The sequence below is a fragment of the Promicromonospora iranensis genome, assembly GCF_028994775.1.
Taxonomy (GTDB): Bacteria; Actinomycetota; Actinomycetes; order Actinomycetales; family Cellulomonadaceae; genus Promicromonospora; species Promicromonospora iranensis_A.
This window is the reverse complement of sequence record NZ_JAJQMN010000002.1, coordinates 505,070-518,808: the sequence shown is the minus strand read 5'-3', so window position 1 is coordinate 518,808 and position 13,739 is coordinate 505,070. Positions and strand designations below refer to the sequence as shown.

The window sequence follows — 13,739 nt, the reverse complement described above, 5'->3', positions numbered from 1 at the left end:
CCAGTGCTCGGCCGCCGGTTCGGCACCGCCCGCCGGCGGCTGAGCGCTGTCTCCGCAGGGCTGCGCGAGTTCTACGTCGCGCCGTATCGCCGCACGTTCGCCCGGGCGCGGCGGGACGAGGACGACCTGTTCATGCTGCTCGTCCTCAGCGAGGCGCTCGGTGTGCCCAACCCGGCGTCGTACTACACGGCGGAGCTGCTGCCGCTGGTCTACGAGCGGGTGCACGAGTGGCACACCCGCATGGGCATGGAACGATCACCGCTGGAGGACGTCTCGTGCTGCTGACCGACGTCGTGCGGGACCGCCGTGTCCTGTTCCTCGGAGGAAAGGGCGGCGTCGGCAAGACGACGACGGCGTCCGCGCTGGCGCTCGTGCAGGCTCAGGCGGGTCGCCGGGTGCTGGTCGTCTCGACCGACCCGGCCCACAACCTGGGGCACCTGTGGGAGCGGGAGGTGGGGGACGCCGTCGTGCCGCTGTGGCGAGGTGGTGCGAGCAGCTCCGGTCTGCTCGACGGCGTGGAGATCGACCCGCGCCGGACCACCGACGCCCACCTGGCCCAGGTCGGCTCCACGCTGCGCCGGCTGATGCCGGAACACCTCGCGGCGGAGGTCGACAGACACCTCGAGCTGGCCAGGGACGCCCCGGGGACCCACGAGGCGGCGGTGCTCGAACGGATCGCCGACGCCGTGGAGACCGGCCTCGCCGGGTACGACCTCGTCGTGTTCGACACGGCGCCGTCGGGCCACACCGCCCGGCTGATGGCGCTGCCCGAGACGATGTCCGCCTGGACCGAAGGGCTCCTGCGGCGGCGGGATCGCGCCGACAAGTTCGCCGGCGCGCTGTCGGGTCTGGGCGTGCGCGACCCGAAGGCGGAGCGCGACAGCGAGATCCGGCGCACCCTGCTGCGGCGCCGGGAACGCTTCGAACGGTTGCGGTCGGTGCTCACCGACCCGGAGACGACGTCGTTCCTGCTGGTCCTGGCCGCGGAGCGGCTGCCGGTGCTCGAGACCGTCGAGCTGGCGGGGACCCTGCGCAGGCTCGGCGTGCCGGTGGGCGGCCTGGTCGTGAACAAGCGCTCGCCCGACGGTGCAGGCGGGCTGCTCGCGGCGCGGCGGGCGCACGAGGACGAGTGGCTGGCCGTGCTGGACGACGAGCTCGGTGACCTTCCGCGCGTCGAGTGCGAGCTGCTGCCGGGCGAGGTCACGGGGGCCGACGGGCTGGAGCGGTTCGGGGCGGCGCTGCGGTAGACCGAGCGCTACGCGTCATCCGATCCTGGTCAGCCGCCGTGCGAGCCGTTGGCAGGCCTCGACGAGCTCGGGCGGCCTCACATCGGAGAGGTCCGCGTCGAACGTGATGAGGATCCCGGCGACGCCCGCCCAGGACCACGCGCCGATGGTGAGGCGGGACCGTCCGGCGTCGAGGTGCTCGACGACCGACCCGCCGGGCGCCCACCTGGCGACGGTCTCGGCCGGAAGATCGAGCTGTGCCGAGCCGACGCACTCCCACGCCGAGACGGTGTCCCCCCGGTCGTGCGTGGTCATGACGAGCTGGGCGACGTCGCCGCCCGGTACCTCCCTGCGGACGAACCGCTTCCCGGTCGGTGCGTGGGCGTGGATCTGGTCGAGGCGGTGGACCCGCCACGCGTGCTCGGTGAGGTCGTAGGCGACCAGGTACCAGCGCCCCGCCCAGACCACCAGGTGGTGTGGCTCGACACGTCGTGGCGGGACGAAGTCGGCGTCCCGGGGATGCGGGCGCGTGCCGTCGGTGCGCAGCGTCTCGAAGACGAGCAGCTCCTGGTGGCGGACCGCACCGCCGACGGTCCTCAGGGCGGCCGGCGGGATCGGCGGAGCCGAGAACTCCCAGTAGTTCTGCAGCGTGGTCAGCCGCAGCGCGTCCATGGTGGACCGGAGCGCCGGCGACACCACCTGCTTCAGGGTGTCCACAGCGCGCGCCGCGTCCTCGCCGAGACCGAGGACGCTGCTCGGCGCCGTCTGCAGGGCAACGGCCACGGCGAGTGCCTGCTCGTCGTCGAACAGCAGCGGCGGGAGCGGGTGGCCGGTACGGAGCTCGTAGCCACCGGCCGGTCCCCGGACGGTCGTCACCGGGTAGCCGAGCTGCCGCAGGGTCTCGATGTCCCGCCGAGCCGTGCGTTCGCTGACCCTGGTGCGAGAAGCGAGCTCGCTGAGCGGCCAGCGTCGGCGCGCTGCGAACAGGGACAGCAGCTGCAGGGCTCGTCGCGAGGTGTCGCTCACCACCAGGGGTTCGAGGCGGCGGTCTTCGAGAAGGATGTGGACGCGGCGGTGACCGGCGGCTACCACATCACCCTCGACGGCCCGGCGCAGTCAGCGCTGCGGGAGCTGGTCGAGCCGGAGATCTTCGAGCGGATCCTGGCGTCGGCGTCGGCGCTACGGCTGCGGGAACCGGACGCGTTCTGGGACCGGAAGGGCCGGATGCTGGGCCACGGGGGCGACCGGAGCGACGATCCTGGCGTGGACATCGACCGGATCACCCTGCGCCTCCTGCTGGCTGAGGCGGCCGGTGACAGTCTCCGCCTGGGCCGGACCGTCACCGAGGTCGGACGCACCGCCGAGGGGCGTCCGGACGTAAGGTTCGCCGACGGGTCGTCCGCCACCGGCGACCTGCTGGTGGGTGCGGACGGGGTGCACTCGCTCGTCGCACGCCACCTGGCCGGCGGTCCCACCAACCGTCCGGCAGGCATCATCGGGTTCTCCGGCAGGACCTCCGCCCTGGACCTCGACCCGGACGAGCAGCGGCGGCTCGGACCGAGATCGGGCATGGTGATCGGCCCACGAGGGGCTGCGCTCTACGTCGGGTTCCTCGACCCCGCGGGAAACGCCGTGCTGGACGCGCCCGGCTTCCGGGCCTCGATCACCACGGGACCGACCTACATCTGGGGCGCCATGTTCCCCGAGTCGCCCCGGACCGGCTCGCTGCGCGAGCTGGCAGGACCTGCGCTGCGGGACACCCTGCTGGCTCGCTTTCGGCAGCACGGCTGGAGCGAACGCCCCCTCGAGGTGATCACTCGGGCGGACGCCGCGAGCGTGGCCGCGTTCAGGTTCAACGCCGCCTCGACCCGGGCGCGCGACCTCGCCCCGTGGCCGGCGGGCCGGACCACCGCGCTCGGGGACGCCGTGCATGCGACGCCCCCGACGGCCGGTATGGGGGCCGGCGTGGCGATCCGCGATGCCGCGAGCCTGGTGACGCACCTCCAGGAAGCTCGCGCCGACACCATGGCGCTCTCGGTGGCCGTGAGCCGGTTCGAGGCGGAGATGCGGCTCCGCGGCGGCGCGATGCTGACCCTGGCCATGAAGACCGTGCGGATGATTCTGGCGACCGATACCCGGTTCGGGGCCGTTCTTACCGGAGCGGCACTACCGACGCTGGCTGCTGTCCAGCGACTCAGACGGTGAATCGGACTGTAAAGCGCCGAATCAGCAGAATATCCGTTTTCTAGAGGGTGCCCGGAAAGCGCGAAGAAGCGAGGCCCTCGGCAAAGGGCCTCGCTTCTCTGTGTGCGGTGATACCGAATGTCCTGCAGTAAACCGGACTATTCGGTCGGTTCGGTGGAGGGCTCGGTCGACGGGTCCGGAGAAGGGTTCTCCGACGGCTCCGGCGAAGGCTCCGTGGTCGGTTCCTCGGACGGCGGAGTCGTGGGTTCCTCGGACGGCGGAGTCGTGGGCTCCTCCGACGGCGGGTCGCTCGGCTCCGGGGTGGGCGTCGGGGTCGGCGTCGGTGTGGGAGTCGGCGTGGGGTCCGGCGCAGGTGTCGGGGTGGGCGTGGGCGTGGGCCGGGGCGACTGCGTCGGCGGGTTGGTCGGCGGGTTGGTCGGCCTCTGCGTCGGCGGCCTCACCGGATCCGTCGAGGGCCGCGTGGGGTAGCTGGGCCGGGACCCGTCGCCGACGTCGATACCAGGCAGGGGCGCCCTCGTGAAGCCGGTGCCTGGCTGGTCAGGGGTCGGGACGGCCAGGTGCCTGGGCGTGTACGTCGACGCGGGCGGCGGGGTGTACGTGAACCGGTTCGGCTGCTGCGGGCCCGCGTGCACGTCGACCGTGCCCCTCTCCCCCGGCCCGGACGCGGGCTCGCGCTTCAGCATCATCGGCGGCAGACCCTGCAGCGCGTCGGGAGCGGACGCCGGTCCGGCCGACGTCTCCCGGTCCTGGTCCGACCCCGCCGGTTGTACGGCGACGGCACCGACGATCCCCGCCGTCAGCACGAAGGCTGCGGCCGTTCCTGTGACGATCAAACGCTTGCGCACGCTTAGCTCCCCCTGCGGGTTCAGATACTGCCTTGTGCCCTTCTGCCTGACGTTTCGGTGGCTGAGTACCGAACCGCGAAGCATCCGCCGGAGCGCAGCGCTCATTTCTCCGGGGACGGGCTGACGAACCATTCAGCGCGGCCCTAGTTCGAGCAACGCTCCGGTCGGGACAATACGTGGCAGAACGCCATCGGCAACCGGTACGTGTAATACCAGGTCAAAGCCTGAATGGATGCAGGCGCACACACTGCGTTCGGCATAAAGTCGCATGATCGGCAACTCGAAATGCCGATCTTCTGACAGTTTGCCGACCATGGCGGGGGCGGTGCCCCACCTACAGGGTGAGGCGGGTCCCTCTTGCGGTGGATCTCATCAGAGGTGACGCCGCCATAGCGTGGCTGCCATGAGCGATCTGGAGGTGCGGGACCTGACCCGCGTGTTCTTGTCGGGTGGTGCGCCCCGGCGAGCGGTGGACGGCGTGAGCTTCACGGCGTCGTCGGGCCTGCTCACGGGGTTCGTGGGTGGCAACGGCGCCGGCAAGACGACGACCATGCGCATGATCATGGGCGTCCTGGCGATCACGAGCGGCGAGGTGCGGTTCGACGGCGCCCCGGTCACCCGGTTCGATCGCCGTGAGTTCGGGTACATGCCTGAGGAGCGCGGCCTCTACCCGAAGCAGCCGGTGCTGGAGCAGCTCGTCTACCTGGCGCGCCTGCGCGGCATCGCCGCGCCCGTCGCCCGGCGTGAGGTGCTGGAGCACCTCGACCGTCTCGGGCTCGCGGACCGTGCGAAGGAGCACGTGGAGAAGCTGTCGCTCGGTAACCAGCAGCGCGTGCAGATCGTCGCGGCGATCATGGGGCAGCCGAAGGCGCTCGTCCTGGACGAGCCGTTCAGCGGCTTGGACCCCGCGGCTGTTGACGCGATGGCCGACCTCCTGCGCGAGCACACGCGGCGGGGTGTGCCCGTGCTGTTCAGCTCGCACCAGCTCGACCTCGTGGAGCGGCTGTGCGAGCGGCTCGTCATCCTTGGTGGCGGCAGGGTGCTCGCCAACGGCGCGCCCGACGAGCTGCGCGCGCAGGGTGTCACCCGGCACCGGCTGGTGCTGTCGGGCGACGCGGGCTTCGTCCGCGGTGTTCCGGGCGTGCTGGCCGTGGACGTGGACGGCCCGTCCGCGCTGGTCGAGGTGCACGACGACGCCGCGGCCACCCGTCTCCTGACCGCTGCCCTGGAACGCGGCTCGGTCCGAGAGTTCTCCCCCGTGAGGCCGACGCTGGCCCAGATCTACCGTGAGGTGACCGCATGAGCAACGCGTGGATGGTGGTGGCGACCCGCGAGATCGTCGTGCGGGCGCTCAACAAGGGGTTCCTGATCGGCCTCGCGGTGACCGTCGCGATGATCGGCGGGCTGATCGGCTTCACGTCCTTCATGGAGGGGCGCACCCAGTCGTTCGACGTGGCGGTGGTCGCCGGCGACGAGTCGGCGGCGACGGCCGTGGAGTCCGCCGCGGCCGACGCGGCGTCGGACGACCGGAAGATCGAGCTCAGCGTGCTCACGGTCGACGACACGGCAGCCGCCGAGGCCGCGCTCGACGACGAGACCGCCGACGCGTGGCTCAGCTCCGGTGCGGCGACCGGCACCGACGGCTGGACCCTGTCCGGTTGGCGGGAGCCCGACCCGGACCTAGCGCAGCTGATCGAGACCACGGTGCGTGACCAGGTCCTGGCCGGCCGGGCGGCCGACGCGGGCACGAGCATGAAGGCCCTGACGGTGGGCAGCGAGGTCGAGACCGAACGGCTCGACGGCAATCCGGTGGACCCGCAGATCGTGTTCGCGGCCGGGTTCGTCCTCGCCTTCCTGTTCTTCGTCGGTGCCGTCGGCTCGGGCGCGATGATCGCGGGGAGCGTGATCGAGGAGAAGCAGTCCCGGCTCGTCGAGATCATCGCCACCGCCGTGCCGCTACGGCAGCTCCTGGCGGGCAAGATCATCGGCAGCTCCGCGATCGCTCTGGCACAGAACGTGCTGCTCGGCGCCGTCGGGCTCATCGGGGCCTCGTTCACGGACCTCTCGGCGATCCTGCCCGCGATGACGTCCACCATGCTGTGGTTCGTCGTCTTCTTCACGGTCGGGTTCGTCGCGGTGGCCGCCCTGTACGCGGTGGCCGGCTCCCTCGCGTCGCGGACGGAGGACCTCCAGTACACGACCAGCCCCCTGATGATGCTGCTCATGGGCGTCTACGTGGTCACGTTCTCCGCTGACGGCGTGTTCGAGCGCGTCCTGTCCTACATCCCGCCGGCCTCCATCGTGTCGATGCCGGTGCGGGTCCTGAACGGCGACGCGCTCTGGTGGGAGCCGCTCGTGTCGCTCCTGATCCTCGTGGTGACCACGCTCGGCGCGGTGCTCCTGAGCGAGCGCGCCTACCGCGGTGCGCTCATGCAGACCGGCGGCCGGGTCAGCTGGAAGTCGGCGATGGCCGCGGAACGGGGCACTACCCTCGGGGCGTGACCGAACGCACCCAGCACGACGACACCGGGAACGGGACGCCCGAGCCGTCGAAGGTACACACCTTCGACCTCATCGACGAGGTTCCCGGTGTCTCGGACGTCGGCGGAACGGACGCCGGCGAAACGGCAGCCGCAGGCACGGACGGCGACAGCCCGGACGGGGCCGAACCGGACGCCGCCGACGAGCCGGCTCCCCGCGAACCCGGCCGGGTGACGCAGGCGCTCATCGGTGCCGGGGCCGCCGTCGGTCGGACCGCGCGACGGGGTGGGGCGGCCGTCCGACGGCGGCTGCCCACCACCCGCCGCGGCAGGGTGCTGCTGGTCGGGAGCGTGGTGTCCGTCGTCGTGCTGGCGGTGGCGGCCGGGGTGCTGGTCGACGCACGGCTGCGCGAGCAGGCGCTCCTCGCGACCCCCGCCGGGGTGCGGAGCCTGGAGGCGAAGCCCGCCGAGCAGTGGTCGATGGACCTGGAGAACCCGATCGCCGCGACCCTGGTCGAGATGCCGGGTGTGCTCGCGATCGTGGGCGACGCGAAGGTCCGCGGCGTGGACCCCGCGACGGGCGAGGAGCTGTGGACCGTCGACCTCGAGGAGGATCTGGACTGCGGGCCGACGACGCGCCTCGGCACCGGCGGGTCCGAGTCCGGTGGGCCTGCCGACCCGCTGGTCTGCGTCACGTCGTCCGGTGACGGCGGCGATCGGGTGCAGGGCGTCACGGTCATCGAGGTGGACGGCGCCACGCGGAGCCGCGAGCTCGACCCGGCGGCCCAGGTGACGCCCGCCCCCGGCGGCGGGCTCATCCACTTCGAGCCCACCGGCGGCGAGCAGGAGCAGGGACCCGTGGTGGTCGACAAGCTGGGCGCCCCGCACCTTCCGAAGGCCTTCGTCGGCCCCGACCTGACGGTCCGCGTGGAGGACGCCGCGACGGGCACGGAGCGCTGGAGCGAGACGGTGGCCTTCGGGGCTCCGCGCCCCGACAGCTGCATCACCTACGACGAGAGCGGCGCCCCGGTCCTCGACGTCGCCGGCGCGCTGGGCTGGGACCTGCACGGTGACGTGCTGGAGGTGCAGGGCTGCGGGGTCTCGGCGGCGTTCCTGCTCGACGGGACCCGGCTGGACGACCCGGAGGACCCGGAGGACCCGCCCGCCGACGGTGTGGACACCGCGTCGTTCGCGGCCCTGCCCGACGGCGGCTGGGTCGGTCCCGACACGACGGTCACCGACGCCGCGGTCCCCGGCGACGTCGTGCACCTGCCGCACGGCGCGACCGTCCAGCTCGACGGCCAGGTCCTGGTGCCGTGGGCGACCGACGGCCGTGACCCGGGCATCCTGCTGGAGCGCGTGGGCGTCCACGTCGAGGCGAGCTCCACGTCCGAGGGTGACGCCGGGGCACGGCTCTGGTCCGCTCCTCAGCTCCGGGCCACGGCGCTCCTGGCCCGCGTGGCCCGCACCGCCGTCGTCCTGGACGAGCAGGGTGCGGTGCGTGGCATCGACCTCGGCACGGGCGCGGACCGGTGGACGCTCGATCCCGAGACGCTCTCGTTCGGCGACATGGCGTGGGCGGCGGAGTCGACGATCTTCGGTGCCTACACCGACGGCGACACCCTGCTGCTGCCGGTGAGCGCCGACCCGAGCGGTAGCGCGTCCGGCCTGCGGCTGCTCGCCGTCGACCTGCGGGACGGATCGACGCGCTGGGAGATCGAGCAGGAGACCCCGTACACCCAGCTGATCAGTGTCGACGGGTACCTGGCGCAGATCACGCAGGAGGGCGTGGTGGGCCTCGGCTGACCGCCGGTCGAGCCGCGGCCGGCTGCGGCCCGGAGCGCGCAGGTCGCGCGGGTAGGCTCCCGCCATGCCCCGGCCCGACAAGCAGGAGCCCGTCGTCTTCGACCTGGTCGAGGAGCACGGGCCGGACGCCGCGGCCGGCACCGACGAGGGACCGGACGCCGCTGCCGAGCCCCTGGCTCGCCCCCCGCTCCTGGTCAGGCTGTCGCGGGTGCCGCGCCGGACCTGGCTGCTCACCGCCGCGGCCGTCACCGTCGTCGCGGTGGCCGTCGCAGCCGTCGACCTGGTGCGGGACGACCGGCGCGAGGAGCTGATGCGCACCTCGTCGGTAGGCGTCGCGTCGCTCGCGGACCCGCCCGCGGAGATCTGGCGGGTGCCGTTCGACACGCTCCCCGAGCAGGGCCAGGACATGCCCCTGGATCAGCAGGTGGTGACCATGGGACCCCTGCTCGTGGTGCCACCGGCGAAGGCGCAGAGTCAGTGGGTGGCCCCGGCGCCCGACCGGGGCGAGCCGGTCCTGCCGGGCTTCGAGGACGTCGTGGCCATCGACCCCGAGCGCGGCGAGGTGGCCTGGCGCGTCCCGCTGGGCGACCACCCCACCTGCGGCCCCACCGGCTACGACGCGTCGACGTCGACCGAGGCGCTGGTGTGCGTGCACGGCGCGGACGATGTGCGCGAGGTGCTGACCATCGCCCCGGACGGGAGCACCAGGGCGCGGTCCGCGGACCTGGCACAGGGCGAGCAGGTGTTCCCGGGACCGGACGGGCTGGCCGTGCGGACGAGCCGGACCGGCGAGCCGGCCGGGGCGGTGGCGTGCGAACCGTCGGTCGGCTGCTCGCCCGAGTTCGTGACCACCGGCCGCGACCTCCTCGTCGTCGCGGAGGACGCCCGGACGGGTACCGCACGCTGGAGGGCCGTCGTCGACTTCGACCCGATGAACTCGATGAACTGCCAGGCGACGGTCGAGTCCGGCGAGCGGTTGACCGTCGAGTCGGCGGTCGACACCGACGTGGTCGCGGTCCGGGCGGGGGCCGGGACGGTGGTCGTCGACGGGTGCGGCGTGTCGGCGACCCTGTCGGTGTCGGGCACACGGCTCGATCTGGCCGTCGCCGCGGACGGGTCCTCGCCGGCGTGGGTCACGGAGCTCGACCCGGGCCGTTTCGCCCTCCAGGGTGAGGGTCCGGGCACGACGGTCGTCGACGAGGCCGGCGAGACCCTGCAGACCCTGAACGGCTGGGTGCGGGTCGACGCGACGTCACCCGACGCACCCGACGACCTGTGGTTCGTCACGACGAGGACCGACGGGTCGGGGTTCGAGGCGCAGCGCGAGGACGGCTCGGTGGCCTGGTCGGAGCGGTACGGCTGGAGCGTCCTGCTCGCCGGCCGGGACGTCGTGGTCGTGGACCGCGGGAACACGGTGGTGGGCCTGGAACGGTCCACGGGTGCGGAGCTCTGGACGTGGAGCCGGGACGGCCTGGCCGGGCTCGCCCGCTACCGGACCCTGACCGACGGTGAGGCGTTGGCGCTGGCGCACCTGTCGCGGGATGGGGTCGGTGAGGGACGGTTCGTTACCCTCGACCTGGACACCGGCGAGCAGCTCTGGGACATGCCGACGACCGGCCCGGTGGTCGCCGTCGGCGGACACCTCGTCGAGTTCACCCGGGAGGGTGTGCGCGGTCTGGGGTGAGGCCCGCCGGACCGGCTGATCCCGGCGCTACGCTCTGGCGCATGGCGCGCGGGCCGGACGAGGGCGACGCGTTCGTCTTCGACCTGGTCGAGGACGACGCGGCCGCTGGTGATGGGCCGGCGCGTCCGGCGGAAGCGGCCGATCCGGCCGATCCCGTGGCGTCGGGCAGCCCTGGCCGGAAGCGGCGGGTGGCCGCCCAGGTCGCCGCGGTCCTGGCCATCGTGCTCGGGACCGGGCTCGCCGTCGACGATGTCCGGGACCACGCGCGGAGCGAGCGGATGCGCGACGTCTCCCACGGTGTCACCGACCTGTCGTCACCCCTGGTCGGTACCTGGATGTGGGACGGCACGGTCGGTTCCGGCCCGAGCACGGACGTCGCGGTGCTCGGCGGTGTGCTGGTGCTCGAGTCCGACGGCGAGCTCGTCGCACTGGACCCGACGACCGGTGACGAAGCCTGGACCGTCCCGCTCGGCCGGAACGCGGACTGCGGGCCGAAGGGGTCGTTCGCCGGGACGGACCCGGACTCGGCAGCCCTCGTGTGTCTGCAGGGGATCGGCGCCGAGCGCGAGGTCATCGCTGTGCGGTCGGACGGGACGGCGTCCCGCCCACGCGTTCTCGACGCCGCCGACGCGCGCCGGTACGGACAGCCCCACGTCGGGCCGGACGGCACGGTGCTGCGCGCGAGACGGGTGGGGCTGCCCTCGGCGATCGATGTCGGCGATGCCGAGTGCACCGACCTCGGCGAGTGCACCGGAACGGTCCAGGCGGGCCGGGACCTGGTGCTGCGTGCGGAGGACGCGGCGACGGGTGCGGAGCGCTGGACGGTGACCGTGCCGTTCCGTGCGGCGGACGCCACGCAGTGCTCCCGCACGTTCGGAGGGTCCTGGGTCGGCTCGTCGACTCGCCTGGTGCTCAGCGGGCAGCTCGCCCCGGACACCTTCGGCGCCCGGGTCGGCGCCCGGCTCGTCGACCTGAACGGCTGCGGCATCCAGGCCTCCGTCACGCCGGACGGGGTGGTGCTCGGCACGGAGCTCTCACCGGGCCGGGGCGTTGTCACCGGGCTCGGCGCGACCGGCTACGCCGCGACGAACTTCGAGGGCGTGCCGCGCGCCACCCTGTACGCCGCGGACGGCGGCGTCGTCGGTGAGATCACCGGCTACCCGCTCGTCCCGTGGGCCTACGACGAGGCCGGGCCCGCGACGCTGCTCGCGGTGGACGAGCCCGCTCGTCGGCTGCGCGCCTACGAGGCGGACGGCACACCGCGGTGGGACATCGCGCTCCAGTCGGGCGGTCAGCAGTTCCTCGCGCAGGTGGGTGACACGGCGGTGGTCAGCACCGGAGGAGGGAACGTGCGCGGGCTGGATCTCGCGACGGGCGCGGAGCGGTGGGTCTGGGGCGGATCGGCCCCGGCATCGGCGGACGACGGCGGGTACTTCGGGAGCGCCCACGTGGTCCAGGCCTTCACCGACGGTGAGTCGGTGCTGCTGCGGACCGAGGGCGAGGCCGGTGGGACACAGGGGCTCGTCGCGCTCGACGCGGCTTCCGGAGCGGTGGTCTGGGACCGGGCCGGCGGCGGGCCGCCCACCACGTTCGGTCCGACCGACGGCGACACCGTCGAGCAGGGCGTGGTCGGCGACCTGGTCGCGGTCGACGGCAACCTGCTCGAAGTCACCCCGCGCGGCGTACGGGGTCTCGGGTGACTCGGGCCGGACCGGCATACGCTCGACCGCATGGCACGTGATCCGGATCAGGGTGGCGCGTTCGTCTTCGACCTGATCGACGACGGAGCGACCGATCCCGAGGGACCGAGCGCTCCACCCGGCGCGGGTTCAGAGGACGAGCCGGACGGTGCCGGGTCGGCGTCCGGCGAGCCGCCGTCGGGCGGGGCGGGCCGACGGCTGCGGGTCCTTGCACCGGCCGCCGCGGTCCTGGCGATCGTGTTCGGCACGGGGCTGGTGTTCGACGGCGTGCGGGACGGCGCGCGGATGGACCGGATGCGCGACGTGCACGGCGGTGTCGTCGACGTGTCCGCGCCGCTCGTCGAGACGTGGGAGTGGGAGGGCGACGTCGGCTCGCCCAGCGCCCTGGAGGAAGGGCTGGGAGCCGAGGTAGCGGTGCTGGGGGACGTCCTCGTGTTCGAGTCGGGCGCGGACCTGGTGGCGGTCGACGCGGCGTCGGGCGCCGAGACGGTCGAGTCGGGCACCACCCTGGTCGCGCTCGACGCGGCGACGGGTGCGGAGGCCTGGTCGGTGCCGCTCGGGGCTGTTGCCGACTGCGGGCCGATGGGCTCGGCGGACTGGGGTGAGGTCACGACGACGAAGCTGGTGTGCCTCACGGGCTCCGGAGCGGACCGGGCGGTCACCGTGGTGGGCCCGGACGGCGTGGTCTCGGCGACGCGTGTGCTCGATCCGGCGGACACCCGCCGGTTCGGCGCGGCGCGGCCCGGGCCGGACGGCACGGTGCTGCGCGGGGACCGGGTCGGACGGGCGTCGACGACGGACCTCGGCGACGCGCGGTGCACCGACATGGGGGAGTGCTCGGGCACCGTCGAGGCCGGCCAGGACCTCACGCTCCGTGCTGAGGACGCCGTCACGGGCGAGGAGCGCTGGCGGGTGACGATCCCGTTCCGGCCCACGCGCGCCGACCAGTGCGCCAACTGGTACGGCAGGTCCTGGGACGGGGGAAGCACTGCGGTGGACGTGACCGACATGCTCGATCCGAGCGCCTTCGGCGCGCGGATCTCCAGCGGGCTGGTGCAGCTGTACGGGTGCGGCATCGAGGCCGCCGTCACGGCGGACGGCGTGCTGCTCGGCACCGAGATCGAGCCCGGGACGGGCAGCGTGGATCGCCTCCGCGCCGGCGGGTACACCGGATACGCGTTCGGCGAGGAGATGCGGACCGTCCTCTACGACGCCGCAGGGGATGCCGTGGGCGAGATCGACGCGTACGCGGCGGAGCCCGTCGCCGTGGACGGGGTCGGGCCCGACACGCTCGTCGGGATGGGTGGACCGGGAGGCGGTGTGGGGGCCTACGAGCCGGACGGCACCCTCCGTTGGGAGGCCGAGGTGCCGGCGAACAGCCAGATGTTTCTCGCGCAGGTTGCGGGGACTGCCGTGATCCTGTCCGGCACCGGGGCGGTCCGTGGGCTGGACCTCATGACCGGTGAGGAGCGGTGGACGTGGGACGACTCGGGCTCCGACGAGACGGCACGGTACGTGACCCGAGCGTTCACCGACGGGCAGTTCGTGCTCCTGGCCACGGAGTACGCCTCCGGTGGTACGGGGCTGGTGTCGCTGGACGCGGTCTCCGGTGAGGTGGCCTGGGAGCTGCACGGCGACGAGGACACCGTCGATATGGACGTGCGCTTCGGCGGCACGATGTTGTCGGTCGACGGCAACCTCCTCGAGGTCACGCCGAACGGCGTCCGCGGTCTCGGCTGAAGAGATGGCTCGCCGTGACGCCGGTCGGCGTGCGCGCGCTGGGCTGACGCCGT

11 protein-coding genes are annotated in these 13,739 nt (G+C 73.2%); 9 read left to right on the top strand and 2 right to left on the bottom strand.

Annotated elements, in window-relative coordinates; genetic code table 11:
• Positions 1-3: 3 nt before the first annotated feature.
• Together LUU90_RS05095 and LUU90_RS05090 are read left to right on the top strand one after the other, a co-directional pair.
• Complete coding sequence (locus LUU90_RS05095) at positions 4-285, top strand: cory-CC-star protein (RefSeq protein WP_275002207.1); 282 nt, start codon at positions 4-6, stop codon at positions 283-285.
• Positions 279-1,247, top strand: coding sequence for an ArsA family ATPase (locus LUU90_RS05090; protein ID WP_275002303.1), 969 nt, complete (start codon positions 279-281; stop codon positions 1,245-1,247). Before LUU90_RS05095 ends, LUU90_RS05090 begins: the two co-directional genes overlap by 7 nt.
• Positions 1,248-1,262: 15 nt before the next feature.
• Here LUU90_RS05090 and LUU90_RS05085 read toward each other — a convergent pair whose 3' ends face one another.
• Complete coding sequence (locus tag LUU90_RS05085; protein ID WP_275002206.1) at positions 1,263-2,252, bottom strand: helix-turn-helix transcriptional regulator; 990 nt, start codon at positions 2,250-2,252, stop codon at positions 1,263-1,265.
• A 48-nt stretch (positions 2,253-2,300) separates the two neighbouring features.
• Between LUU90_RS05085 and LUU90_RS05080 the strand changes: the two genes are divergently transcribed.
• The gene (locus LUU90_RS05080) at positions 2,301-3,431 is read left to right on the top strand and encodes an FAD-dependent oxidoreductase (RefSeq protein ID WP_275002205.1); all 1,131 of its coding nucleotides are present in this window, start codon (positions 2,301-2,303) and stop codon (positions 3,429-3,431) included.
• A 137-nt stretch (positions 3,432-3,568) separates the two neighbouring features.
• On the opposite strand, the gene LUU90_RS05075 is transcribed toward LUU90_RS05080, so the two are convergent.
• Positions 3,569-4,276 (bottom strand): hypothetical protein, encoded by a 708-nt coding sequence (locus tag LUU90_RS05075; RefSeq protein WP_275002204.1) that lies wholly within the window; start codon positions 4,274-4,276, stop codon positions 3,569-3,571.
• Positions 4,277-4,679: 403 nt separating this feature from the next.
• Here LUU90_RS05075 and LUU90_RS05070 point away from each other — a divergent pair, with 403 nt between their 5' ends.
• The 6 genes from LUU90_RS05070 to LUU90_RS05045 all read left to right on the top strand — a co-directional run bounded on the left by LUU90_RS05070 (position 4,680) and on the right by LUU90_RS05045 (position 13,686).
• Positions 4,680-5,579, top strand: coding sequence for an ABC transporter ATP-binding protein (locus tag LUU90_RS05070; RefSeq protein ID WP_275002203.1), 900 nt, complete (start codon positions 4,680-4,682; stop codon positions 5,577-5,579).
• Positions 5,576-6,778 carry an ABC transporter permease gene (locus LUU90_RS05065; protein ID WP_275002201.1) on the top strand — a complete coding sequence of 401 codons (1,203 nt, stop codon included), beginning with the start codon at positions 5,576-5,578 and terminating at the stop codon, positions 6,776-6,778. Before LUU90_RS05070 ends, LUU90_RS05065 begins: the two co-directional genes overlap by 4 nt.
• The gene (locus LUU90_RS05060) at positions 6,775-8,562 is read left to right on the top strand and encodes a PQQ-binding-like beta-propeller repeat protein (RefSeq protein WP_275002200.1); all 1,788 of its coding nucleotides are present in this window, start codon (positions 6,775-6,777) and stop codon (positions 8,560-8,562) included. The genes LUU90_RS05065 and LUU90_RS05060 overlap by 4 nt, the downstream gene beginning before the upstream one ends.
• A gap of 64 nt (positions 8,563-8,626) precedes the next feature.
• Entirely contained in the window at positions 8,627-10,246 is a 1,620-nt protein-coding gene (locus LUU90_RS05055) for a PQQ-binding-like beta-propeller repeat protein (protein ID WP_275002199.1), read from the top strand.
• 41 nt (positions 10,247-10,287) lie between these two features.
• Positions 10,288-11,946, top strand: coding sequence for a PQQ-binding-like beta-propeller repeat protein (locus LUU90_RS05050; RefSeq protein WP_275002198.1), 1,659 nt, complete (start codon positions 10,288-10,290; stop codon positions 11,944-11,946).
• 30 nt (positions 11,947-11,976) lie between these two features.
• Positions 11,977-13,686: a PQQ-binding-like beta-propeller repeat protein gene (locus LUU90_RS05045; RefSeq protein ID WP_275002197.1), complete on the top strand. Its 1,710-nt coding sequence runs from the start codon at positions 11,977-11,979 to the stop codon at positions 13,684-13,686.
• Positions 13,687-13,739 lie beyond the last annotated feature (53 nt).

Coding starts and splice junctions, on each gene's coding strand:
- LUU90_RS05045 (WP_275002197.1), top strand. CDS start 11,977: ATGGCACGTGATCCGGATCAGGGTGGCGCGTTCGTCTTCGACCTGATC.
- LUU90_RS05050 (WP_275002198.1), top strand. CDS start 10,288: ATGGCGCGCGGGCCGGACGAGGGCGACGCGTTCGTCTTCGACCTGGTC.
- LUU90_RS05070 (WP_275002203.1), top strand. CDS start 4,680: ATGAGCGATCTGGAGGTGCGGGACCTGACCCGCGTGTTCTTGTCGGGT.
- LUU90_RS05065 (WP_275002201.1), top strand. CDS start 5,576: ATGAGCAACGCGTGGATGGTGGTGGCGACCCGCGAGATCGTCGTGCGG.
- LUU90_RS05055 (WP_275002199.1), top strand. CDS start 8,627: ATGCCCCGGCCCGACAAGCAGGAGCCCGTCGTCTTCGACCTGGTCGAG.